The organism is Rhodococcus sp. 06-235-1A (assembly GCF_002258785.1).
Taxonomy (GTDB): Bacteria; Actinomycetota; Actinomycetes; order Mycobacteriales; family Mycobacteriaceae; genus Rhodococcoides.
Genome location: NZ_NOYI01000027.1, coordinates 459710 through 482678 on the forward strand (window position 1 = coordinate 459710; position 22969 = coordinate 482678).

Genomic DNA, 22969 nt, shown 5'->3' on the forward strand with positions numbered 1-22969 from the left:
TGTCGCTGCTGTGATCACCCCCGTCGTCGTTGCGGCTAAACGTTCGGCAATAGGTATCGCTGGTCACGGCTTCGCCGGAACAACCGCACCGAACCTCGCTGCACCGGTGTTGAAAGCTGTTGCAGCAGAGATCAGTTCGCTCGCAATCCCGATCGACGACGTGATCCTCGGCAACTGTCTCGGCCCCGGCGGCGACGTTGCGCGTGTATCGGCCTTGCTCGCGGGACTCGGCGTCGGCGTTCCCGGCGTCACTGTCGATCGCCAATGCGGATCCGGGCTGGACGCCGTCATGCAGGCTGCATCGCGCATTCGCAGCGGCGACGAGACGTTGATTCTGGCGGGAGGCGTCGAATCGGCCAGTACGAGTCCGTGGCGGTTCTGGCCGCCGGTCGACGGCGCAGAACCTGTTCGGTACACCCGAGCACCATTCGCTCCCCACGGTTTCGACGATCCCGACATGGGGCTCGCCGCAGACGATCTCGCACGGATCCGCGGAATCGACCGGGAGCGGCAGGACGAATACGCCGCACGGTCCTTCGCCCGAGCTGCGGCCCACGACTTCTCCAGCGAGATCGTCCCGATCGGACAGATGGGCGCAGACGAGCGCATCCGCCCCAACATGACTGCCGAGCGCCTGGGCAGACTGCGCCCCACATTCACCTCCGACGGCACTGTGACTGCGGGCAACTCGTGCGGAATCTCCGACGGCGCAGCGGTTCTGGCGATCACCTCCAGCGAACGTGCCGCCGGAATGCCGGCACTGCGCATTCTCGGCAGCGCGGTGGCCGGGTCCGATCCCGCACTTCCCGGTCTGGGCCCGGTACCGGCGATCGAGAAGCTACTCGCGCGCACCGGGGTGTCACTCGACGACATCGGGGTCATCGAGATTACCGAGGCGTTCGCGTCGGTGGTGCTCGCGGTCTCGGATGCGCTCGGTCTCGACGAGGAGCGCATCTGCCCGGATGGTGGGGCCATCGCGATGGGTCATCCGTGGGGAGCCTCGGGCGCAATTCTGCTGGTGCGATTGGCGTCTCGGATGCTGCAACCGAACGGTCCGGCACTGGGATTGGCGGCCTGCGCCATCGGCGGCGGTCAAGGAATAGCGATGTTGGTGGAGCGAGTGACATGAGCAGGGTTACATGAGCAGCATCAAGTTCGAGAACATTTCCCACTCCTTCGGGGAGCGGCAGGTGCTCCGTGGCATCGACCTGGAATTCGACGAGCGACGCATCGGCATCATCGGATCAAATGGGTCGGGGAAGTCGACGCTGGCTCGGATGATCAACGGGTTGATCAAGCCCGACTCCGGCCGCGTCACGGTCGACGGCGTCGACGCCGCGAAGAAGGGCGCGCAGGTTCGCAAGAAGGTCGGGTTCGTGTTCACCGACCCCGACTCGCAGATCGTCATGCCCACTGTTGCAGAGGATCTCGCGTTCTCTCTGCGTAGGTCCGGGCTGAGCAAGAAAGAGGTAGCCGACCGCGTCGACGAAATTCTCGTCCGCTTTCGACTGGATCAGCATCGCGATCACCCGGCGCACCTGCTTTCCGGCGGACAGAAGCAATTGCTCGCGATCGGTGCCGTGTTGATCAGGCGGCCGGAGGTGGTCGTTGCGGACGAGCCGACCACGTTGCTCGATCTGCGCAACGGACGCGTCGTCGCGCAGGCCCTTGATTCGATGGATCAGCAAGTGATCGTCGTGACCCATCAACTTGCTCTGCTGGACAGCTTCGAGCGCGTCATCGTCATCGACGACGGCCGCGTCGCGTTCGACGGTGCCCCCGCAGCCGCGGTTCCGGCGTATCGGGAGTTGATCGGATGATCGGTCTCTACCGCCCCGGCACCTCGCTGCTGCACCGGATGAGTCCGGTCTGGAAACTCCTGTCGCTCATAGTTGCAATTTTGGCGACCGTGATCTTCGCGCGCACCCCGGTCGAGGTGGGCGTGGTGGCTCTGGTGGTCGCCGCCCTGTTCGCTGTGGCCGGCATTCCGGCGAAAGTAGCACTGGCGCAACTTCGTCCGGTGCTGTGGATGCTGCTGATCATCGGTGTGTTCCAGATACTGATCACCACGTGGCAGCGCGCCGTGGTGGTGTGCGGGGTGTTGGTGATTTCCGTTGCTCTGGCGGCACTGGTCACCCTGACGACCCGGGTGACCGACATGCTCGACACCGTCACGAGGGCACTCGAACCCGTCCGCCGCTTCGGGATCGACCCGGATCGCATCGGACTGCTCCTGGCCCTTGCCATTCGGTGCATCCCACTGTTGGCGACCATCGTGCAGGAGGTGTCGCAGGCCCGCAAGGCCCGCGGACTCCAGTGGTCGATGACGGCTCTGGCCACCCCGGTCCTCGTGCGCGCCCTCCGTACCGCCGACGCGATGGGTGATGCCCTCGTGGCCCGTGGTGTAGACGACGATGGTGTAGACGACGACGGTGTAGACGAAACACGCGATGACCAGTGAGCTTCTTGCCGCCCGAATAGCGCGGCATTCCGACCGCCAAGACATCGCAATTGTCGATGCGACCGACCGGATCACCTACCGCGAACTCTGGGATCGGGTGGTGCGCACCGCAGCATCGTTGACGGGGATGCGACGCATCGCGGTGCTGCCGACGTCGGACATCGGGTCGCTGGTCGTGGTTCTTGCGGCGATGCAGGCGGGAGTGAGTGTTGTTCTGCTGCACCGATATCTGCTCCCCGGGGACTTCGCCGACGCCGTGAGGGTGTGCGAACCCTCGCTGATTGTCGCGCATCCGCGCCAGCACGCACGAGTGCATCGTTGGGGTGCCGACACCGTGCTGGCGCCCGAGGAGCTCACCACCGGCCGTGCCGCGCCGCTCGATGCACCCGCACGCAGTGCCGAACTGCTGGTCGGCATCACGTCCGGCACCACCGGGCCACCGAAGTTGTTCGTGCGCAATCAGGCATCGTGGGCAGCCACCCTCGACCGCTCCGATGCGCTGTTCGAGCTCGAGCCGGGCGATCGAGTGTCTGCATCCGGCACCCTCGATCACACGCACTTTCTCTACGGTGCGGTGCACGGGCTCACCCGCGGTGCGACGGTGGACCTACGCAAGGCCGCGGTGGCTCTCGACGATGCTCCGACACATCTGTATTCGGTACCGACCATCGCCTGGGACATCGCTCGCTCCGGCGGCCGGTATCCCGGCGTCCGCGAGGTGCTCTCGTCTGCGGCGCGATGGCCGCAGTCTGCCCGCACGGCATTGGCGACGGTGCTACCGAACGCAACCATGACGCACTTCTACGGGGCGTCCGAGCTCAGTTTCGTCTCCTACGACCGAACCGAAAGCAGTGGCACAGAGGTCAGCGGACGGCTGTTCGGCGGGGTGGAGGCGGAGACCAGGAACGAACTGCTGTACGTGCGCAGCGACATGCTGTTCGACGGCTACCTGAGCCGGGTGGGCGACCACACCACCCTGACGAACGGGCCGGTCGACGGGTGGATGACGGTCGGCGATCGCGGCAGCATCGACAAAGGTCGACTGGCCTTGTTCGGCCGCGGAAGCGAGACGATCGTCCGAGCCGGACTCAACGTCGAACTGGCTCCCATCGAAGCGGCTCTGTTGTCGATCCCCGGCGTTCTCGATGCCGGCGTCGTCGGCGTGGAAGACGAACGAGCCGGGGAGGTTCCGGTAGTCGGAGTGGTTGTTGCACAGAGGAATGCGCTGTCCGCCAAGCAGATTCGACTGCAGCTCCGGCCGATGGTGCCCGGTCCGAGCCTACCGGTGGTGATCGCCGTCGTGGACGGGCTTCCACGCACACCGCGCGGCAAGCTCGACCGTCAGGCCTTGGCGGCAACCTTGGCGACGGTGCGGACCGACGATTCTCCCGCTGCTCCCGTGACGACGAACCAGACGGTGAGCGCACTGCCGTCGTAGCGGTGGCGCAGAGTGACGCGTTCGTTCGCCAGCACCGGGGTCAGGTACTCGATGACGGCGCGGTGCGGCGACGCCGCCAGCTCGGGCACGTCCACCAACAACTCCTCGATCGCGTGCCAGTAGACAGCATTGTTGAGATGGTTGAAGGGGTCGATATCGGTTGCCCGCAAAGGGAAGTGGAGGTCGGTGGGAGATTCGTCCGGCGCCGGTTCGGTCAGCCACGCCTTCCAACGCAACCGGTGCTGGTCGGTGGTTCTGGCTAGCATTTCCAATGCCCCGTCGCTGATGCGGGTCGGCATTCCCGTGTCCTTGCTGATGTTGATCCAGAAGCCCTCGGTTTCGATGCGGCCACCCTTCGGCGTCGTGAGCGCCACCCGCATGTTGGACCATCGCGTCGACATCGAGGAACACCACCGGCGCATGTGCACGCGGTCCGGGAAGTGGATGGGCTCGAAGACGTCGATGACGGTGCGTCGCACGATCCACATCGGATCGGTCTTGCCCAGCGGCGTGGCATCGAGATTGTCCGTGCCGATGTCCTGCAGATAGCGAGCGACTCCGTCGAACCGCAGTCGGTTGTTGGGATCGATGTCCCCGGTCCGCACCGGCCAGCTGGTCTCGAAGCCCTCACCGGGCGGCGGCTCCGGTGCCAGTTCGTCGTCGAAGCCGGCCGGTTCCACGCGTGCGTTGGTCACGTTCGCACTGTACGCGGACAGGCCGACAGTGCACCTCTAGACGATGTGACGGGCGCGCATTCCGTCGAACACCGGTGCCACGCGCACGACGTCGCCGGTGGTCGGAGCATGCACCATCTGGCCGTTGCCCATGTAGATCGCCACGTGTCCGGGACCGGCCGGTCCCCAGTTTCCGAACAGCAGATCACCGGGCTGCGCCAGTTCCATCGGTACCTCGGTGCCGACGTTCCACTGGGTCTCCGAGGTCCGGGGCAGCGTCACCTTCCCGCCCGATGCCTTGAACAGGGCGTACGACGTAAGGCCGGAGCAGTCGAACCCACCGCCGGACGGACCGTTGATGTTTCCGCCACCCCATACGTAGGGCAGCCCCAGGTAGTCCATCGCCAATTGCACTGCGCGGCCGCCCATTCCGGTGAGGTCGAGCCCCGCGAACGGGGTCAGTATCGCGGCGAACTGCGCTTCGGTCGCCCTGATGCGGGCGACGTACGGTTTGGTCTGTGTCTCGTAATCGACTGTGCCCGATGGCATACCACCTGATCGCAGCACCGCTCCCGCACCCGCGTTGTAGCCGGCGAGGGTCAGGTCCATCGTGTCACCGGAGACCTTGCCCTCTCGCTTCCAGCCGTCGACCTGCCCGTAGATATCGCACAGCATCGTGCCCGACGCCATGACCGAGTCTCCGACGCTGTTGACATCGACCACGCCGTTGCCGTCGTAGTCCTTGCCGTAGGTCGCCCACGTGCCCGGCATGAATTGCCCTGGTCCCTGCGCACCGGTGCTCGAGACCGGAGCGGTCGGCCCGTACCGAAAGCCGTTCTCGGCGGCATAGAGTGCGGCGATCGTGGTGGCCTTGACGCCCCCGCAGATGTTGCCCGCCTTCTGTAGCCACGGCACGAATGCGGTGATGGCTCCCACTGCACCCAAACCGATCGGGCCAACGTTGATACCGGTGAAGGTCACGGGCAGCCCGGGAAACAGTGCGCGGCGAATGGCCTCGGCCGATGCCATGAATGCCGTCTGGGTGGCGATATCGACTGCGGTGTACGTGCGGCCGGCGAATTGAACGGCTCCGGCCCCGAGAGCTGCGGCGGCGGTGGAGACAGCATTGGACGCGACAGCACTGGACGAGAACACGCTGAACGGCAGAGGACTGGACGCCGCTCCTGCAGTAGAAGCAGCCGCAACTGCCGCAGGTAGACCGGCCACTGCATCCGCCGAGTCGGTCGGTACTGCAGCAACCTCGGCGGCTTCGATATCGTCCACCGTCGGTAGGTTCGGCAGCATCGGTTCGACGGCAGTGTGCAGGCCGTCGGCGGCGTCGGACAACGTGCGGTCGGCGATGTCGGCGGCCGGCTCGGGCATCGTGCCCAAGAGTTCGGTCCACTGATCGCTCATCGTCTTCGCCTGATCCTCGGCGGTCGCAGCAATTTCTGCCGCCTGATCCGTCACCGCCTGATCCGGAATCGGAGCCGGGGCATCGGTTCCGGCAACAACACCGGCGGCGGACACGATGACGGCAACGATGACTGCGAATGGATCGCCTGCCATGTATCGACTCCTGCTACTCGAACGATCTTCCCCGAGCCAGTAGCTGTGATCAGGCTCACTCGGGTGCTGCACCCATCATGCACGGTGCAGCCGATCGACTCATGAGATTCGCAAAAGGAAATGCAGGGTTGTCAGATCAGGGTTTTCAGAACAGCGAGGCCCAGTAGTCCGAGAAGCGGATTCCGATGAGCGCGATAACGATTGCGTACCACACGGCGAGTAGCGTCCACCGCCATTCGAGGAAAAGACGGCCGACCGTGCCGGGGGCTTCTCCGGTGTTGGCCGAGCCGGTCTCGATCAATCGGCTCAGCGCCAGCACGAACAGCGGCATCGTCACCGCCCACACCACCATGCAGTAGGGGCACAGCGCACCGATCTCGTACAGGCTCTCGAAGATCAGCCAGTGCACGAACACTTCGCCGAGCAGGAGTCCGCCACTCATGCCGAGCCAGAACCAAAGCGGCAGTTCGACGCGGCCGAGCCACAGGACGCCGGCGACGAGCGCGATCGAGAATGCCGCGATGCCCAGAATGGGGTTCGGAAAACCGAAGAGCGCGGCCTGTTTCGTCACCATCACCGATCCGCACGAGAGAACCGGATTCAGGCTGCACGACGGGACGTACGACGCGTCCTCGAGCAGCTTGAATCGCTCGATCGTCAGCGTCGACGCAGCGAGCAGGCCGAAAGCGCTGAAGACGGTGAAGACGGCGGCACCGACGCGGGTCCTCATGCTCTGGTACCGGCTGCCGCTCAGTTACCGGCTGCTGCTGCGGCGGTGAGAATGTTCTCGGGCGTCGGGTTGGAGATGTCCGTGCCGTTGACGCGCACGCTCGGCGTTCCGTTGATGCCCTCGCCGATGACGGTCTGCGTCTGGCTGGTGACCCAGTCGGTGTAGCTGCCGTCGGTGATGCACGACGCGGTGGCCGGGGAGTCGGCACCCGCGGAGGCCGCGATCTCGACGAGCTTGTCGTCGGTCAATCCGGTGCCGTTCTCGGCGGGCTGCTCCGCGAACATCGCGTTGTGCCAGTTCATCCAGCTGTCTCGATCGTTCTCGGCAACGCAGATCGAGGCGCTCGCGGCACGCGTCGAGTACATCGTGCCGCTGGAGAAGCGGTCGAGGATCGAGATGGGTCGGTAGTCGACGGCGACGTTGCCTGCATCGGCCAGCTGCTCGAGAGTCGACCCACTGATGGACTCGAAGTTCTTGCACGCCGGGCATTGAAAGTCCTCGACGACGCTGATCACGGTGGTGGCATCGGGATTACCGAAGCGAATGGCACCGTTCTCGGTCAGCGACGTGGGGGTGAGCTGGTTCCCGCTCGACATGCCGGCCCCCATGGTCGGTGACGCCTCGCCCGACGTCGAATCCTTGTTGACGATGAACAAGGCAATTGCTGCAACGAGCGCGATGAGAACCACTGCGACGACGATCTGGATCAGCGTTCGGCGATTCTTGTCGCCGTTCTGCATTGCCCGGATGTCCTTGGATGCTCTGCCGTCTCTCGATGCCTTGTTGCTGGTGTTCACGGCGACCAGTTTAGGCAGGGCAACCTGAGTGTCAGATGAGAGCTCGTGTCAATGAGAGCGTGTGTCAGATGAGTGCAGCCAGTCTTTCGATGGCGAAGCGGTATCCGTCGATCCCGAGTCCGGCGATGACGCCGCTGGCGATGGGGGAGACGTAGGAGTGGTGCCTGAACTCCTCCCGAGCGTGCACGTTGGAAATGTGCACCTCGATGATCGGGACCTCGGGGATGACGAGGGCGTCGCGCAGCGCGACCGAGGTGTGGGTCAGTCCGCCCGGATTGATGACGATGCCCGACGCCACCCCGCGGGCCTCGTGGATCCAGTCGATGATCTGTCCCTCGTGGTTGGACTGCTCGGCCCTGACCGTCAGTCCGAGGTCGGCGGCGGTCTTCTCGCACAGGGCGACGACATCGGCGAGGGTGGCGTGGCCGTACACCTCGGGCTGCCTGGTGCCGAGCATGTTCAGATTCGGACCGTTGAGCACCAACAGCTGCTTGGCCACGACGTCACTCCTTCTCCTGCTTCGAGAACTACTTCCTGCTTCTGGTACTACCGAGTCCGATCATTTCACAGCGGGTTGACACAATCGTCCGGTGAAGGCAGTGACCGAGTGAGAACAGTGACCGAGTGAGAACCGTGTGGGTGGTGTGGGGCGTCGGTGTCTTCGCTTACATCGTCGGCGTGCTGCATCGAACGTCGTTCGGGGTCGCGGGTTTGAGCGCTGCGGATCGTTTCTCGGTGTCGCCGTCTCTGCTGTCGTCGTTCGTGGTGTTGCAGGTGATCGTCTATGCGACGATGCAGATTCCGGCCGGCGTGCTGCTGGACCGGATCGGCTCGCGCAGGATGATCGCGGCGGGCGCGCTGATCATGGCGTCCGCGCAGATCACCCTCGCACTCACCGAGTCGCTCCCGGTCGCGGTGGCCGCGCGCGCATTCGTCGGCGTGGGCGATGCTCTCACCTTCATCTCGGTGCTGCGATTGGTACCGCTGTGGTTCACGCCGCGGCGGGTGCCGATCGTCTCGCAGCTGACCGGTCTGCTCGGCCAGCTCGGTCAGGTGCTCTCGGCGGTGCCGTTTCTGATCCTGTTGAACGGGCCGGGCTGGACGTTCGCGTTCGGCAGTGCCGCAGCGCTGGGGCTCCTCGCCCTGGTGTTGGTCCTGGCTCTCGTGCGCGATCGCCCGAGCGACGGGGCCGAACCGGTGTTCGAGCCGACGTCGCTGCGGCAGACTCTCACCTCCATTGCCGAGGTGTGGCGACGCCCCGGCACCCGGCTGGGCTTTTTCTCCCACATGGGCACCCAGTTCTCGATCACCGTGTTCGCGTTGCTGTGGGGTGTGCCGTACCTGACGTCGGCGCAGGGCTTGTCGGCGGCGACGGCCGGAGCTCTGCTGACGGTGTCGGTGGCGGCCGCGGTGGTGTCGGGCATCGTGGTCGGTCTTCTCACCGGGCGTTATCCGATGCGACGGTCGTGGCTGGTGCTGGCGATCATGGTCAGCAACGCCGCGATGTGGGCGATCGTATTGGCGTTGCCCGGCCCTGCGCCGCTGTGGTTGCTGGTGCTGCTCGTGGTGGTGATCTCGGTGGGCGGCCCCGGTTCGGTGATCGGTTTCGACCTCGCCCGCACGTTCAATCCGAGCGCAAATCTGGGGACGGCCCAGGGGATGGTCAACATCGGTGGTTTCTTGGCGTCTCTATTGGTGATCGCGGGGATCGGATGGATTCTCGACGCGATGGGCGGCTACACGTTCGACGGCTTCCGGGTGGCGTTGCTCGTGCAGTTCCCGGTGTGGATCGTCGCGATCACCGGAGTTCTGCTGACGCGCCGCAAGACCAGAAGAGTGCTCGCGGCGGAGGGAATTCATCCGCACACGATGCGTGAGGTGCGCGACCGGATGCGGCGTAAATAATTCTTTGCACTGACGGCTTTCTGCGCGCATGCTGGTGTCCCAATATTGTTGTAGGACACAAGCAAATGCTACGTAAAGGTGCGTCAAAGAGATGGTAACCGAGCCTGAAGTGACACCCGCGTCCGGCGAGTATTCGCATCGCGAGATCATGACGATCCTGTCGGGCCTGATGATGGGCATGTTCCTCGCTGCGCTCGATCAGACCATCGTCTCGACGTCCGTGCGCACCATCGCCGACGATCTCAACGGATTCTCGGTGCTGGCCTGGGTGACGACGGCCTACTTGATCACCTCCACGGTCTCGACTCCGTTGTACGGCAAGCTCTCCGATCTGTATGGGCGCAAGCCGTTCTTCATGACGGCCATCTCGATCTTCGTCGTCGGGTCCATGCTGTGCGGCATCGCTACGTCGATGTACGAGCTCGCCGCCTTCCGCGCGATCCAAGGCCTGGGTGCGGGTGGTCTGATGTCGATGGCTCTGGCCATCATCGGCGACATCGTCCCGCCGCGCGAACGTGCGAAGTACCAGGGCTACTTCCTGGCCGTGTTCGGTACGTCGAGCGTGCTCGGGCCGGTCATCGGTGGACTGCTCGCCGGGCAGTCGTCGATCCTCGGAATCACCGGCTGGCGTTGGGTTTTCTACATCAACGTGCCGCTGGGCATCATCGCACTCGTTGTCGTGTGGCGGGTGCTGAACCTGCCGGTGTACCGACGCGAAGCGCGCGTCGACTGGTGGGGCGCAGTGCTGCTCAGTGTCGGGCTCGTGCCGCTGCTCATCATCGCCGAGCAGGGTCGTGTGTGGGGATGGAGCTCACCGCGAGCGTTGCTGTGCTTCGGAGTCGGCATCGTCGGTGTCGTTGCGTTCGTGCTCGCCGAGATCAAGATGGGCGACGACGCGTTGATCCCCATGCGGTTCTTCCGAAACCCCTTGTTCTCGTTGTGTATTGCCGTCAGCGTCATCGCGGGCGCAGCAATGTTCGGTGGCATCTCGTTGCTCCCGCAGTACCTGCAGGTGGTCAAGGGGTCCTCGCCCACTCTGGCCGGCTATCAGACCCTTCCGCTCGTCGGTGCCCTGATGATCGCGTCGATCGTCTCGGGTCGCATGATCTCGAAGACGGGGCGCTACAAGATCTTTCCGATCGTCGGTACCGCACTGATGGCGATAGCGATGTTCACATTCCACTACGTGCACGCCGATACGCCGCTGTGGCAGACGATGGTCGTGATGGGTGTGTTCGGCCTGGGGCTCGGTTCGATGATGCAACCGCTGACGCTGGCGATCCAGAACGCGATGCCACCCAAGGACATGGGCGTATCGACCTCTGCCGCAACGTTCTTTCGGCAGATCGGTGCGACAGTGGGTGTGGCGGTGTTCCTGTCGATGCTGTTCACACAGCTGACCCCGAAGACGGGCGACGCGCTGATCGCCGCAAGTTCGACGCCTGCGTTCCAGCAGGCAGTGCAAAGTGCCGCAACCAGTTCCGATCCGCTGGAATCCGGCTTCGCTCGGGCCATTGCATCGGGTGACGCCTCGGTCGCAGGCAGCGCATTGCAGGACAGCTCCTTCATCCAGAAGCTCGAACCCGCACTCGCCGAGCCGTTCCGCATCGGGTTCTCCGATGCCATGGATTACGTGTTCCTGGCCGTGTCGATCCTGATGGTCATCGGTTTCGTGCTGGTGCTGTTCCTGAAGGAGGTGCCGTTGCGCACGATGTCGGGCCTTGCCGCAGCTCAGCAGGAGCGTGACGAAGAACGAGCGAACGAGGCGGGTACGGGACTGCTGTGATGCGCGCCGATTCGCCGGGCGTGAACGCAGGCTCCATTCACAGCTGACTTCCAGGCTGCTCCCAGGCTGTCCGACGGTCCATCGCACATTCTCGTAGTCGACAACTTCGACGAACAGGACTGCGATGACCGCCCAACTCGACCGACCGGCAGCGATGCCTCCATCGCACGCCCGCCAGCCGTCCTGGCAGGACAAGTGGTGGTATCGCCGCCGGCACCTGCTCGGGCTGCTGGTTCTGCTCGCGGCCACGGCAACGCTGTATCTGTGGAACCTGACCGCAAGTGGCTACGCGAACACCTTCTACGCCGCTGCGGTGCAGGCCGGTACCAAGGATTGGACGGCGTGGTTCTTCGGATCGCTCGACTCCGAGAACTTCATCACCGTCGACAAGCCACCGGCCTCGCTGTGGGTGATGGGACTGTCGGCACGCCTGTTCGGGTTCTCGAGCTTCAGCCTGCTACTTCCCCAGGCGCTGATGGGTGTCGCTTCCGTGGCGACGGTGTATGCCGCGGTCAAGCGGGTCGCGAACCCCACGGCCGGTTTGCTCGCCGGCTTCACGTTGGCGTCGGTCCCGGCGGCGGCGTTGATGTTCAACTTCGACAACCCCGACGCGCTGCTGGTTCTCTTGATGACGCTCGGCGGGTACTTCGTCGTCAGGTCTCTACAGACAGCGGCCGGACGACGGGCCGCGATGTGGCTCGCATTGGCTGGTGTGGCGCTGGGATTCGCGTTCCTCACCAAGATGCTGCAGGGACTGCTGGTGCTGCCCGCGTTCGGTCTCACCTATCTTGTTGCCGGACAGGCGCAGTTGCGGGCACGCTTGCTGCATCTGGTCGGTGCGTTCGCTGCACTGGTGGTCGCCGCCGGATGGTGGGTGGTGACGGTTCAGCTGTGGCCGGAAAGTGCTCGACCGTACATCGGCGGGTCCACCGACAACACCGTGATGGATCTGGTGCTCGGATACAACGGCCTCGGCCGCATCTTCGGTAACACCGGCGGGAGCGGCATGCAGGCTCCGGCCGGAATGAGTGCAGGCGCTGCCGGATCGAGCTTCGGCGGGTCGACCGGCCTGGATCGACTGTTCGGCAGTGAGATGGGGATTCAGATTTCGTGGCTGATTCCTGCGGCGCTGGTGGCGTTGGTCTTCGGTCTCATTGCTCGTGGCCGAGCGCCGCGGACAGACTTGCTGCGAGCGTCCCTGATTCTGTGGGGCGGCTGGTTCCTGGTGACGGCACTGATCTTCAGTTACATGTCCGGCACGATTCACCCGTACTACACCGTCGCACTCGCTCCGGCTATCGCGGGGATGATCGGCACCGGCGGCTACGCACTGTGGCTGCGGCGCGAATCGATGTGGGGCCGAGCAGGTATGGCAACGATGATGATTGCGGCAGGTGTCTGGAGCTGGGTACTGCTGCACCGCAACGCGGACTGGCTGCCGGCGTTGAAATGGATCCTGTTGGTGGGAACCGTCGTTGCGGCCGTGATGATTCTGCTCGCCGGACGGTACCGAAAGCTCACTGCGGCAGCACTGATACTCGGTGCGGTGGCGGGCCTGGGCGGCGGTGCGTCGTATGCCATTGCCACGACGACCAACGCGCACAGCGGATCCGTCCCCACCGCAGGCCCGACAGGTGCGGTCGAAGACGGCGGCCCAGGCGGTATGCCGGGCGGTGGAATGCCCAGTGGTGGTATGCCCAGTGGTGGGATGCCGACGGGAGCGATGCCGGGCGATGCTGTGCCGGCTGATGCTGTGTCGGGCGATGATGCGGGTATGCCGGCCGATCTTCCGGCCGGCTTCGGCAGCGGCGACCTGCCGAGCGGTATGTCGATGGGCGGTATGTCGATGGGCGGTATGGGGGAGACCGACGAGGAGTTGACGACTCTGCTCGAGTCCACGACGACGAAATGGTCTGCTGCGGTGAACGGTTCGATGTCGGCTGCGGGTTACGAGTTGTCGTCCGATACCGCGGTCATGGCCATCGGAGGTTGGAGCGGTGATCCTGCGCCGTCGCTCGACCAGTTCATCCAGTACGTGGCCGATCACGAAGTGACGTACTACGTGTCGGGCGGAATGGGTGGCGGAATGGCTCGTGGGGGAGCGGACGGCGACTCGGCGAGTACGTCCTCGCAGATCCAGGAATGGGTCGAGGCGAGCTTCACCGCCACCACGGTCGGCAGTACGACGGTGTACGACCTCAGCACCTACACGGGCTGACACCGACCGAACAGAGCGACACCCAACGCGCACAGTCGTTCCACCGCAGACACTTCGACTGCGGTGGAACTTCTGTGTACTGATCCGAGATCAATCAGAAAGGCGGAGGATCATCGTCCGGTGCTGACGTAGGTACCGGCGCGGGCAGCGGCTGGGCAATCTCGAGGCTCGAGGTATCCGCCTGCACAACTTCACCCTTGGGCCTGCGATAGACGTCCGGCAGATGGCTCAGGTCTGCGAACTGCGTGGTGCCGGGGACGGTGACTGCGGTGGTGCCGGCTTCGGAGACCCAGAACTCGACACCATCGGCGAGCATGACAGGAGTCCACAGGCCCATGGTCTTGAGGCTGTGGTGATAGCGGCACAGACAATGCAGGTTGGAGTCGATGGTCCAGCCACCGGACTCGGGGTCGCGATGGAAATACGGAACTACATGGTCGATCTCGCACTGCTGGGCCGAGACGTCGCAGCCGGGGTGCCGGCAGGTGCGATCGCGGTACCGAATACGTTCTGCGAGCGCAGTAGTGGGCCGATAGACGAGCGCTCCGGGTGGCGGCAGCACGAGACCGCCGTGACCGTCGGGATGGAGCGCGATCCCGAGAGCGGGATCGGCTGCAATCGCGGCTTCGAGTTCGGCAACGAACGTGTAGGTACCGCGATACGGAGTGGCGACACAGCTGCTTCGCGGTGGAAGTGAGGAGTTCTGCGCTCGTGGGGGCCGAGGAACAGAACCGCCGACACGACGACGACCGCGCCCCAGCGGATGAAACACCACATGCGATCTGCTGCTGCCACCGCTGTCGGCCTTGCATTCTGCACCCTTGTCTTCGGTGCCTGCGCCGTTCTCGGTCTCGGTGTCGGTGTCGGTGTCGAGGTCGATGAACGACTCCAGATCTTCGCCGTAACCGACCTTCTCCGCCAGATTGCGGGCTTCGGTAAGGAGGATCTGCCAGTGCGCGTTGTCGGCGAGTTCTCGGGCGTACTCGGCATCGATGGTCCCGTGGCCGGCCAGGTGAGCAGGATTCGACAGCAGACCGGCGAGCGTGGCGAGGTCGACCGTGATCACCGTCAGTGGGGCGCGTCGATCAGGACGCACAGTATCGGCCGTGCACGGATTGTCGTCATCGGGTTCGCACATGCATGCCATCGACGACTCCTGCTGTAGCAGAGCCACATACGCTGCGGCACGCTTCTGCCCCCGGTTTCGCGGATCACGCCGGCACACGGTCGCGGCCATCTCGTTGATCAACTGCCAGGCCGCTGCGGCCTCTGCTGCGGTGAGGTCGGCCTTCAGCGTCGAGAGCACGTCTTTGTCGGTGTACGTGACGTTGGTGTGCCGTTCCAAGTCCTTGCGGAGAGCGGCGGCTTGCTCGGGTGCGACGCGGTACATGATCGACCAGATTTCCGTCGCGAGCGGACCGGGCGACAGGCGTCGGGCGGCCAGTAGAACCTCGCCTTCGACGGCGGTCGCCGCGTCCTGCGTCAGATTGTGAGTGCAGCGGTAGATCGCACGCACCCGAGGTAGGTCGATCTCGCCGGCCTCGAACGCAGCCGCGACGGCAGGAAGCCGAAGCCGAAGGTCCATTCCGACCTCGGCGTAGGTGTTCGCAACGGTCTTCGAGCAGCCCAGAACGTGCGCAATTTCGGAAGCCGCATAGTTACCCGCGTCCTGAATGACATCACCGACGAGCACATTCTGATGAATACACGAATCCCAGATGGCGGCGGCCACAGCTACTTTCCGAGCGCACGCTTGATTCTCCAGAATCGCGACATCCCGAATCTCGGCCAACGAAGCAGGCTCGATGTACGGCTTCGATTGCGGCCCCAGGTAGGCCGCGAATCGACTGCGCGCAGATGTGGTCACTGTGTATTCGCCCCCCGGCAGGTGTTCCAACAAAATAGAACGTGTGTTCGATGATATCGGGGATCACACCATCCGTCAACCCCAATCATGTTGTTATGAAGAAGGATTAGAGGCAGAGCGTCTCTACACCCACCCACCGACAAACTGTTTGACCCTCACGCCGCGTCAGGCTTCAGGATGGTGGACATGATCGAGAACTACCCCGCCTTCGAAGTGAGCCCCGTACCGATTCCGGGCCCGGACGCCACCGCACCCCAACTGTTTCGTGGCCTGTACGGCATGCCCATGTTCGTCACCATCCCCGCCGCGAATCTCGCGGAGTCGACCGAATTCTGGATCGATGCTCTGGGTTTCTTCGAGCTCTTCGCGATCCCAGGTCGATTGGTTCATCTGCGCCGCTGGGCGTTCCAAGATGTTCTGCTCGTACCTGCGGCCCGGTCGGCCACTCTGCCCGAGATGACGGTGAGCTTCGCCTGTGTTCTCGACCAGCTCGACGCCGTAGTCGAGGCCTGCACCCGAATCCGACCCGGCTCGGTTACCGGGCCGCACACTCGACCATGGAATTCCGTCGAGCTCGAGATCCACACTCCGGAGAATGCGCGGGTCATCATGACAGCGGCACGGCCGTATGATCCGGACAGCGCAGAAGCGGCAACCCTCCGAGCAGTAGGCATCGAACCGACGGACCACAGCGGAGAACGACTTCACACGAGTGTGAACCGCTCCAGTACCACCTGAGTGTCGTCGTCGACGGTGAAGTGTGGATCGCCCAGTTCCGCGCGAACCTCGGTCGACTGCCAGAATCTCTCGTGGCCGGCGCGCCACTGCGCCACATCGGCGTACCCCTCACCCTCGTCAAGGGCATGTTGGAGCGAAATATCTCTCAGCGCAACGATATCGACACCCGTGGTCTCGATGACCCCGACCACGACTCCCGCCGAATTCACCACTGCACCGCGCTCGCCGACTCGCGGCAACTCCTCGTCTATGTACTGCACCAGCAGACTTGCCGTCGTGGTCTTTGCACCGGACAGCACGGCCGCAACCAGCTTGTCTCGTAGGGGGCCGGGGTAGGCGAATTCGACAATCGGTAGATCGGTCACCGGCTCATCATATTTCGAGGTCGGCCCACACCAGTCGATGGTCCGAGGGGTGCTCGGCCTGGTCCGGCCAATACACCTGCGAATCGACCACCGTCAGATCGTTCGACGGCAGCACGTAGTCCACCCGAAGGTCACCGGGAGTCGGGTCGGCGAAATCGGCTGTGTCCGTGCCATGTTCAGCCGAGGTGGCTGCAGGATCCTGAACCCGCGGAAGGTCGAGGACCTGCGCGATGGAGCCGGCCACCGAGTCTCCGTCGACCGGGTCGCTGTTCTGATCGCCCACCATCACGAACGACGCTCCCTCGTCGAGCCCGCCGCGAACTCCCTTGTCGTCGTAAAGGTAATCCGCACCCGAGATGTAGTCGGCACTGAGGCGTATCTCGTCGTGGTTGCGCTTACCGTTGCGGTCCTCGGGCCCGTCGAAGGACGGGGGAGTGGGGTGCGAGGCCAGCACGTGCAGGGTCTTCCCGTTCACGTCGATCGGCACGTCCCAGTGCGATTTGCTGGACAGCCGAAGTGCGTCCGACGTGTCGCCGTAGTAGTCGCGTGGCAACAGCGAATCCGGCATGTCCTTCCACAGAAAATTCTGAAACGTACGTACCGATTCTGTGTCGATCGGAAATTTCGAGTACACGACCATCCCGTACTGACCTGGGAATTGACCGAACCCCCAGGCATCGCCCGGCCCGCCGAGTGTGCCGTTCCGGTCCAGGTCGAGTCCCGAATCGACGCCGGTGTTCACCGGCGCAGTGAACGAATACGGGTACTGCTTGTCCAGGTAGTTGTCGTTGAACAGCCTCACCGCCTCATCACCCGAGTAGTCGAACTCGTTGACCAACAACACATCCGGTGAGTTCGCGGCGATCACCTCGGCCGCCGCGCGAGCCTGAGCGTTGTCGCCCCGCAGGTCGGTTACCAACTGGCCGGCCGCGGATCGATTGAGGCTGGCGTTGAACGTCGCCACCCGAATGCTCGACGGTTCGTCGGTGGCCGGGTCCCCAGCGGTTGGATTCACAGAGGAGCAACCGGCGGACATGAAGGCGAGGGTAACGGTGACGGCCACAAGTCTCGACATTTCCACGTTCCTCACCGTAGAGACGGCAGGCGAACGTAAGGTTACGAATTAACAAGCAAGCGTGCTTGCTTTTTTCTCGTGCCTTTGTGAAGCTTGACCCCATGGCAGACCTCGACACACTCGTCGGCGACCTCCGTGCCGAGGGAGACGACCTCGATGCCCTGGTGGCCGAGCTGACTCCGGAACGGTGGTCGGCACCGACACCGGCCGAGGGTTGGACCGTTGCGCACCAGATCGGGCATCTTTCCTGGACCGATCACGTCGCGGAGCGCACCACGTCCGGTGCATCCGGCGATGTCGAGGCGAAGGAGGAGTTCGCACTCACTCTGAAGAAGGCATGGGAGAACCCCACCGGTTTCGTCGACGAGGCCGCCGAGGAGGAGTCGCGCAATCCCGACCTGCTGAGCATCTGGCGTAGCCGTCGCCACGCCATGGCAGATGCTCTCGTGCAGGTACCGCCCGGAACCAAGATCGACTGGTTCGGACCCCCGATGAGCGCCGCGTCGATGGCGACGGCCCGGTTGATGGAGACGTGGGCGCACGGTCAGGATGTCGCCGACGCACTGGGCATCACCCGCGTTGCCACCGACAGAATCCGCGGCGTCGCGCACATCGGTGTGCGCACAAGAGATTTCGCCTACATGGTCAACCAGCAGACCCCGCCGACCGAGCAGTTTCGCATCGAACTCACCGCGCCCTCGGGTGAAGTGTGGACATGGGGACCCGAGGACGCCGCCCAGCGCGTGAGCGGATCAGCGCTCGACTTCTGTCTTCTCGTCACCCAGCGCGCTCATCGCGACAACCTCGACATCCGTGCCGAGGGGCCCGACGCCGCGCACTGGATCACCATCGCCCAAGCATTCGCAGGCCCTCCAGGGGGCGGACGGCCACAGTCAGGACGAGACAAAGCATGACCGTACGAATCGGCAACTGCTCAGGCTTCTACGGAGACCGCCTCTCCGCCATGCGTGAAATGCTCGAGGGCGGCGAACTGGACTACCTCACCGGCGATTACCTCGCCGAGCTCACGATGCTCATCCTCGGCCGCGATCGGATGAAGGACGCCACCCGGGGCTACGCCAAAACCTTTCTGCGCCAGGCCGAGGACTGCCTGGGTCTGGCCCTCGACAAGGGGGTCAAGATCGTCGCCAACGCAGGCGGCCTCAACCCCCGAAGCCTGGCCGAGGCATTGGAGAAGCTGGACTCCGGCGCGAAGATCGCCTACGTCGACGGCGACGACCTCCTCGGCCGAGCCGCCGAACTCGGTCTCGGTAACCCGCTGACCGCCAACGCATACCTCGGCGCGTGGGGCATCGTGGACTGCCTGAACTCCGGTGCCGACGTCGTGGTCACCGGGCGCGTCACCGACGCCAGTGTCATCGTCGGACCTGCGGCGGCCCACTTCGGCTGGACTCCAACCGATTACGACGCGTTGGCGGGGGCCGTGATCGCCGGACACGTCATCGAGTGCGGAACGCAGGCGACCGGCGGCAACTACTCTTTCTTCACCGAGATCGCCGACTTGTCTCGTCCCGGCTTTCCCATCGCCGAGATTCACCGCGACGGATCGAGCGTCATCACCAAGCACGAGGGCACCGGCGGGGCTGTCAGCGTCGGCACCGTGACTGCCCAGCTGCTGTACGAGATCACCGGTGGTCGCTACGCGAACCCCGATGTGACGGCGCGCATCGACACGGCGATTCTCACGCAGGAGACCAGCGATCGAGTGTCGATCACCGGTGTGACCGGCGAAGCGCCGCCGCCCACCTACAAGGTTTCGCTCAATGCACTCGGCGGCTTCCGCAACGAATTCACGATGGTGCTCACCGGACTCGATATCGAGGCCAAAGCGGCACTGGCGCAGCGGCAGTTCGAGTCCTGGCTCCCGGCGCGGCCGACCGAGTTGGACTGGACCCTGGTACGCACCGACAAGCCGGACGCCGAGACGGAGGAGACGGCCAGCGCCCTGCTGCGCTGTGTCGCCCGCGACAGCAATCCCGACGCCGTCGGACGTCAGTTCTCCGCGGTTGCAGTCGAACTCGCACTGGCCAGCTACCCCGGATTCTCGGTCACTGCGCCGCCCGGAAACGGAGCACCGTACGGAGTGTTCACGGCAGGATTCGTCGATGCGGCCCAGGTTCCGCACGTTGCGCATCTCGCCGACGGCACCGAAACCACCGTCACACCGTCGACGGACACGCGGGTGTTGGAACCTCTCGACGAACCGCCGCTGCCGGCACCGAGGGCAGCCGAAGCGACTATCCGGCTTCCGCTCGGCACCATCGCTGCGGCCCGAAGCGGGGACAAGGGCGGCAACGCCAACGTCGGAGTCTGGGTTCGCACCGACGACGAATTCTCCTGGCTGGTCCATGCATTGACGGTCGAGACCCTGAAGCAGATGCTGCCCGAGGCCGGGGAGCTCACCGTGACCCGGCACGTGCTGCCGAATCTGCGGGCCGTGAACTTCGTCATCGAGGGCATCCTCGGCCAAGGCGTGGCGTCGCAGGCCAGATTTGATCCACAGGCCAAGGGACTCGGTGAGTGGCTGCGGTCGCGGCACATCGACATCCCCGAAACACTCGCGTACAAGGGAGCACTCGTATGAGCATCTGGACGACGGCCGAGCGTCAGCAGCTTCGAAAGACCGTGCGCAGCTTCGTCGAGCAGGACATCGCGCCGCACATGAATCAGTGGGAGACCGACGGTGAAATTCCGCGCGATCTGCACAAGAAGGCGGCAGCCCTCGGTTTGATCGGGGCCGGTTTTCCCGAGGAGGTCGGCGGGGACGGCGGAGACCTGGCCGACGCGGTCGTGATCTGCGAGGAGATGCATCAGGCCGGTGCGTCGGGCGGACTGTTCGCATCGCTGTTCACCAGCGGAATCGCATTGCCGCACTTGGTTGCCGCGGGTGACGCCGATCAGATCGAGAAGTGGGTCCGGCCCACGCTGGCGGGGGAGAAGATCGGCTCTCTCGCGATCACCGAGCCCGGTGGCGGTTCCGATGTCGGCCACCTCAGGACCAGGGCGGTCAAGGACGGCGATCACTACGTCGTCAACGGATCCAAGACGTACATCACCTCGGGATGCCGAGCCGATTTCGTCGTCACCGCGGTCCGCACCGGCGGCGAGGGTGCGGCAGGCGTCTCACTGCTCGTCATCGAGAAGGGCACGCCCGGATTCGAGGTTACCGGCAAGCTCGACAAGATGGGCTGGCGCGCATCCGATACCGCGGAGCTGTCGTTCGTCGACGCCCGAGTACCGGTGAGCAACCTCGTCGGTGCCGAGAACAGCGGCTTCGCGCAGATCGCGCAGGCGTTCCTCACCGAGCGCATCGCGCTCGCGGCCCAGGCCTATGCCAGCGCGCAGCGGTGCCTCGATCTGACGCTGCAGTGGGTTCGCGATCGTGAGACCTTCGGAAAGCCGCTCATCGCACGGCAATCCGTACAGAACACTGTCACCGAGATGGCGCGCAAGATCGACATCGCCCGCGTCTACACCCGTTCGCTCGTCGAACGGTCGCTGCAGGAGAACCAAGACTTCATCGCCGAGGTCTGCTTCGCGAAGAACACCGCCGTCGAGTCGGGAGAGTGGGTCGCCAATCAGGCGGTGCAGCTCTTCGGCGGGCTGGGGTACATGCGCGAGAGCGAGGTCGAGCGGCAGTACCGCGACATGCGCATACTCGGCATCGGCGGCGGGACGACCGAGATTCTCACCGGGCTGGCAGCAAAACGATTGGGGTACCAGGCATGAGCGTGCTGAAGTCCACCCTCGACACCGCATCGGAGCAGTTCTCCGGGAGCGTCGAGGCGATGAACACCAAACTCGCCGAGATCGACGCCGAACACGACAAGGCTCTCCTCGGCGGCGGCGAAAAATACGTGGCGCGGCACAAGAAGCGCGGCAAGCTTCTTGCCCGCGAACGCATCGAGCTGTTGATCGACGAGGACTCCGCATTTCTCGAGCTCTGCCCACTCGCGGCCTGGGGCAGCGACTTTCCGGTCGGAGCCAGCACCGTCATGGGCATCGGCGTCGTCTGCGGAGTCGAGTGCCTCATCGTGGCCAACGACCCGACGGTGCGCGGTGGATCCAGCAACCCGTGGACTCTCAAGAAGGGGTTCCGTGGAAACGACATCGCCACGCAGAACCGGCTTCCGGTCATCTCTCTCGTCGAATCCGGCGGGGCAGATCTGCCGACGCAGAAGGAGGTGTTCATCCCGGGCGGTCGCATGTTCCGTGATCTGACGCAGCTCTCGGCGGCGGGCATTCCCACGATCGCGTTGGTGTTCGGTAACTCCACCGCGGGCGGCGCGTACATCCCCGGCATGTCCGATCACGTCGTCATGGTCAAGGAACGATCCAAGGTGTTCCTCGCCGGACCGCCCTTGGTGAAGATGGCCACCGGCGAGGACTCCGACGACGAGTCCCTCGGCGGGGCGGAGATGCACGCCCGAAAGTCCGGTCTCGCAGACTACTTCGCCGTCGACGAGCAGGATGCGATCCGGATCGGACGCAGCATCGTCTCCCGGCTGAACTGGAAGAAGAAGGGCCCGGAGCCTCGCACCGAGGTCATCGAGCCGCTGGCCGACCCAGAAGATCTGCTCGGCATCGTGCCCACCGATCTCAAGATTCCGTTCGACCCGCGTGAGGTCATCGCCCGGATCGTCGACGGTTCCGACTTCGACGAGTTCAAGCCCATGTACGGCGGCTCGCTCGTCACCGGATGGGCAGAGCTGCACGGCTATCCGATCGGCATCCTGGCCAACGCCCGCGGCGTGCTGTTCAGTGAGGAATCGCAGAAGGCGACGCAGTTCATCCAACTCGCCAACCGGTCGAACACTCCACTGTTGTTCCTGCACAACACCACCGGCTACATGGTCGGCAAGGAGTACGAGGAAGGCGGGATGATCAAACACGGATCGATGATGATCAATGCCGTCTCCAACTCCACGGTCCCGCACATCTCGATCCTGCTCGGTGCCTCCTACGGTGCCGGCCACTACGGCATGTGCGGCCGCGCCTTCGATCCGCGGTTCCTCTTCGCGTGGCCGTCCAGCAAATCGGCCGTCATGGGTGGTGCACAGCTCGCAGGCGTCATCTCCATCGTCGGACGCGCCGCTGCCGAGGCCCGAGGCCAGGCCTTCGATGCCGAGGCCGACGCCGGCCTGCGCGCAATGATCGAGGCTCAGATCGAAGCCGAGTCGCTGCCGATGTTCCTGTCCGGACGCCTCTACGACGACGGCGTCATCGACCCTCGTGATACTCGTACGGTAGTGGGAATGTGCCTGTCGGCCATCGCCTCTGCCCCGATCGAAGGCACCGCCAACTTCGGTGTCTTCCGGATGTGAA

At 64.4% G+C, this 22969-nt stretch carries 20 protein-coding genes; 12 read left to right on the plus strand and 8 right to left on the minus strand.

Annotated features, from left to right (window positions below; translation table 11 throughout):
- Positions 1-10 precede the first annotated feature (10 nt).
- From CH275_RS25915 to CH275_RS25930, 4 genes are read left to right on the plus strand one after another with little or no spacing between them, the layout of a single operon-like run.
- The gene (locus CH275_RS25915; protein ID WP_094681148.1) at positions 11-1129 is read left to right on the plus strand and encodes a thiolase family protein; all 1119 of its coding nucleotides are present in this window, start codon (positions 11-13) and stop codon (positions 1127-1129) included.
- A gap of 10 nt (positions 1130-1139) precedes the next feature.
- The gene (locus CH275_RS25920) at positions 1140-1820 is read left to right on the plus strand and encodes an energy-coupling factor ABC transporter ATP-binding protein (RefSeq protein ID WP_094680979.1); all 681 of its coding nucleotides are present in this window, start codon (positions 1140-1142) and stop codon (positions 1818-1820) included.
- Complete coding sequence (locus CH275_RS25925) at positions 1817-2461, plus strand: energy-coupling factor transporter transmembrane component T family protein (RefSeq protein WP_094680980.1); 645 nt, start codon at positions 1817-1819, stop codon at positions 2459-2461. Before CH275_RS25920 ends, CH275_RS25925 begins: the two co-directional genes overlap by 4 nt.
- Positions 2451-3899 carry an AMP-binding protein gene (locus tag CH275_RS25930; RefSeq protein WP_094680981.1) on the plus strand — a complete coding sequence of 483 codons (1449 nt, stop codon included), beginning with the start codon at positions 2451-2453 and terminating at the stop codon, positions 3897-3899. Before CH275_RS25925 ends, CH275_RS25930 begins: the two co-directional genes overlap by 11 nt.
- On the opposite strand, the gene CH275_RS25935 is transcribed toward CH275_RS25930, so the two are convergent.
- From CH275_RS25935 to aroQ, 5 genes are all read right to left on the minus strand, one after another.
- Entirely contained in the window at positions 3803-4594 is a 792-nt protein-coding gene (locus CH275_RS25935; protein ID WP_373453742.1) for an acyl-[acyl-carrier-protein] thioesterase, read from the minus strand. The two genes, CH275_RS25930 and CH275_RS25935, sit on opposite strands and share 97 nt — an antisense overlap.
- A gap of 36 nt (positions 4595-4630) precedes the next feature.
- The gene (locus tag CH275_RS25940) at positions 4631-6142 is read right to left on the minus strand and encodes a C40 family peptidase (protein WP_094680982.1); all 1512 of its coding nucleotides are present in this window, start codon (positions 6140-6142) and stop codon (positions 4631-4633) included.
- Positions 6143-6287: 145 nt separating this feature from the next.
- Complete coding sequence (locus CH275_RS25945) at positions 6288-6872, minus strand: vitamin K epoxide reductase family protein (protein ID WP_094680983.1); 585 nt, start codon at positions 6870-6872, stop codon at positions 6288-6290.
- A 20-nt stretch (positions 6873-6892) separates the two neighbouring features.
- The gene (locus tag CH275_RS25950; RefSeq protein WP_179276352.1) at positions 6893-7669 is read right to left on the minus strand and encodes a DsbA family protein; all 777 of its coding nucleotides are present in this window, start codon (positions 7667-7669) and stop codon (positions 6893-6895) included.
- Between the two features lie 64 nt (positions 7670-7733).
- Positions 7734-8168, minus strand: coding sequence for a type II 3-dehydroquinate dehydratase (gene aroQ, locus CH275_RS25955; protein WP_094680985.1), 435 nt, complete (start codon positions 8166-8168; stop codon positions 7734-7736).
- Between the two features lie 125 nt (positions 8169-8293).
- Between aroQ and CH275_RS25960 the strand changes: the two genes are divergently transcribed.
- From CH275_RS25960 to CH275_RS25970, 3 genes are all read left to right on the plus strand, one after another.
- On the plus strand, positions 8294-9574 hold the full coding sequence (locus CH275_RS25960; RefSeq protein ID WP_094680986.1) for an MFS transporter: 1281 nt from the start codon (positions 8294-8296) through the stop codon (positions 9572-9574).
- Positions 9575-9665: 91 nt separating this feature from the next.
- Positions 9666-11360 (plus strand): MDR family MFS transporter, encoded by a 1695-nt coding sequence (locus CH275_RS25965; RefSeq protein ID WP_094680987.1) that lies wholly within the window; start codon positions 9666-9668, stop codon positions 11358-11360.
- A 124-nt stretch (positions 11361-11484) separates the two neighbouring features.
- Complete coding sequence (locus CH275_RS25970; RefSeq protein WP_179276353.1) at positions 11485-13578, plus strand: ArnT family glycosyltransferase; 2094 nt, start codon at positions 11485-11487, stop codon at positions 13576-13578.
- Positions 13579-13672: 94 nt separating this feature from the next.
- On the opposite strand, the gene CH275_RS25975 is transcribed toward CH275_RS25970, so the two are convergent.
- Positions 13673-15445 carry an HNH endonuclease signature motif containing protein gene (locus tag CH275_RS25975; RefSeq protein WP_094681151.1) on the minus strand — a complete coding sequence of 591 codons (1773 nt, stop codon included), beginning with the start codon at positions 15443-15445 and terminating at the stop codon, positions 13673-13675.
- 186 nt (positions 15446-15631) lie between these two features.
- Between CH275_RS25975 and CH275_RS25980 the strand changes: the two genes are divergently transcribed.
- Complete coding sequence (locus tag CH275_RS25980) at positions 15632-16183, plus strand: VOC family protein (protein WP_094681152.1); 552 nt, start codon at positions 15632-15634, stop codon at positions 16181-16183.
- Here the strand turns inward: CH275_RS25980 and CH275_RS25985 are convergent.
- Both CH275_RS25985 and CH275_RS25990 read right to left on the minus strand, forming a co-directional pair.
- Complete coding sequence (locus CH275_RS25985) at positions 16150-16548, minus strand: ASCH domain-containing protein (protein WP_094680988.1); 399 nt, start codon at positions 16546-16548, stop codon at positions 16150-16152. The two genes, CH275_RS25980 and CH275_RS25985, sit on opposite strands and share 34 nt — an antisense overlap.
- A gap of 7 nt (positions 16549-16555) precedes the next feature.
- A complete protein-coding gene (locus CH275_RS25990) occupies positions 16556-17623 on the minus strand; it encodes an endonuclease/exonuclease/phosphatase family protein (protein ID WP_094680989.1) in 1068 nt (355 codons plus the stop codon).
- A gap of 101 nt (positions 17624-17724) precedes the next feature.
- Between CH275_RS25990 and CH275_RS25995 the strand changes: the two genes are divergently transcribed.
- The 4 genes from CH275_RS25995 to CH275_RS26010 are packed head-to-tail and all read left to right on the plus strand — an operon-like array spanning position 17725 to position 22968.
- Positions 17725-18537 (plus strand): TIGR03084 family metal-binding protein, encoded by an 813-nt coding sequence (locus CH275_RS25995; RefSeq protein ID WP_094680990.1) that lies wholly within the window; start codon positions 17725-17727, stop codon positions 18535-18537.
- A complete protein-coding gene (locus tag CH275_RS26000) occupies positions 18534-20228 on the plus strand; it encodes an acyclic terpene utilization AtuA family protein (protein ID WP_094680991.1) in 1695 nt (564 codons plus the stop codon). The genes CH275_RS25995 and CH275_RS26000 overlap by 4 nt, the downstream gene beginning before the upstream one ends.
- Positions 20225-21373 (plus strand): acyl-CoA dehydrogenase family protein, encoded by a 1149-nt coding sequence (locus tag CH275_RS26005; RefSeq protein WP_094680992.1) that lies wholly within the window; start codon positions 20225-20227, stop codon positions 21371-21373. The genes CH275_RS26000 and CH275_RS26005 overlap by 4 nt, the downstream gene beginning before the upstream one ends.
- Complete coding sequence (locus tag CH275_RS26010; protein WP_094680993.1) at positions 21370-22968, plus strand: acyl-CoA carboxylase subunit beta; 1599 nt, start codon at positions 21370-21372, stop codon at positions 22966-22968. The genes CH275_RS26005 and CH275_RS26010 overlap by 4 nt, the downstream gene beginning before the upstream one ends.
- The last annotated feature ends 1 nt before the right edge of the window (position 22969 follow it).

Bases quoted from the DNA above. Each gene is read 5' to 3' on its own strand.
- CH275_RS25920 (WP_094680979.1), top strand. From the start codon at position 1,140: ATGAGCAGCATCAAGTTCGAGAACATTTCCCACTCCTTCGGGGAGCGG.
- CH275_RS25925 (WP_094680980.1), top strand. From the start codon at position 1,817: ATGATCGGTCTCTACCGCCCCGGCACCTCGCTGCTGCACCGGATGAGT.
- CH275_RS25930 (WP_094680981.1), top strand. From the start codon at position 2,451: ATGACCAGTGAGCTTCTTGCCGCCCGAATAGCGCGGCATTCCGACCGC.
- CH275_RS25940 (WP_094680982.1), bottom strand. From the start codon at position 6,142: ATGGCAGGCGATCCATTCGCAGTCATCGTTGCCGTCATCGTGTCCGCC.
- CH275_RS25945 (WP_094680983.1), bottom strand. From the start codon at position 6,872: ATGAGGACCCGCGTCGGTGCCGCCGTCTTCACCGTCTTCAGCGCTTTC.
- CH275_RS25965 (WP_094680987.1), top strand. From the start codon at position 9,666: ATGGTAACCGAGCCTGAAGTGACACCCGCGTCCGGCGAGTATTCGCAT.
- CH275_RS25970 (WP_179276353.1), top strand. From the start codon at position 11,485: ATGACCGCCCAACTCGACCGACCGGCAGCGATGCCTCCATCGCACGCC.
- CH275_RS25980 (WP_094681152.1), top strand. From the start codon at position 15,632: ATGATCGAGAACTACCCCGCCTTCGAAGTGAGCCCCGTACCGATTCCG.
- CH275_RS25990 (WP_094680989.1), bottom strand. From the start codon at position 17,623: ATGTCGAGACTTGTGGCCGTCACCGTTACCCTCGCCTTCATGTCCGCC.
- CH275_RS25995 (WP_094680990.1), top strand. From the start codon at position 17,725: ATGGCAGACCTCGACACACTCGTCGGCGACCTCCGTGCCGAGGGAGAC.
- CH275_RS26000 (WP_094680991.1), top strand. From the start codon at position 18,534: ATGACCGTACGAATCGGCAACTGCTCAGGCTTCTACGGAGACCGCCTC.
- CH275_RS26005 (WP_094680992.1), top strand. From the start codon at position 20,225: ATGAGCATCTGGACGACGGCCGAGCGTCAGCAGCTTCGAAAGACCGTG.
- CH275_RS26010 (WP_094680993.1), top strand. From the start codon at position 21,370: ATGAGCGTGCTGAAGTCCACCCTCGACACCGCATCGGAGCAGTTCTCC.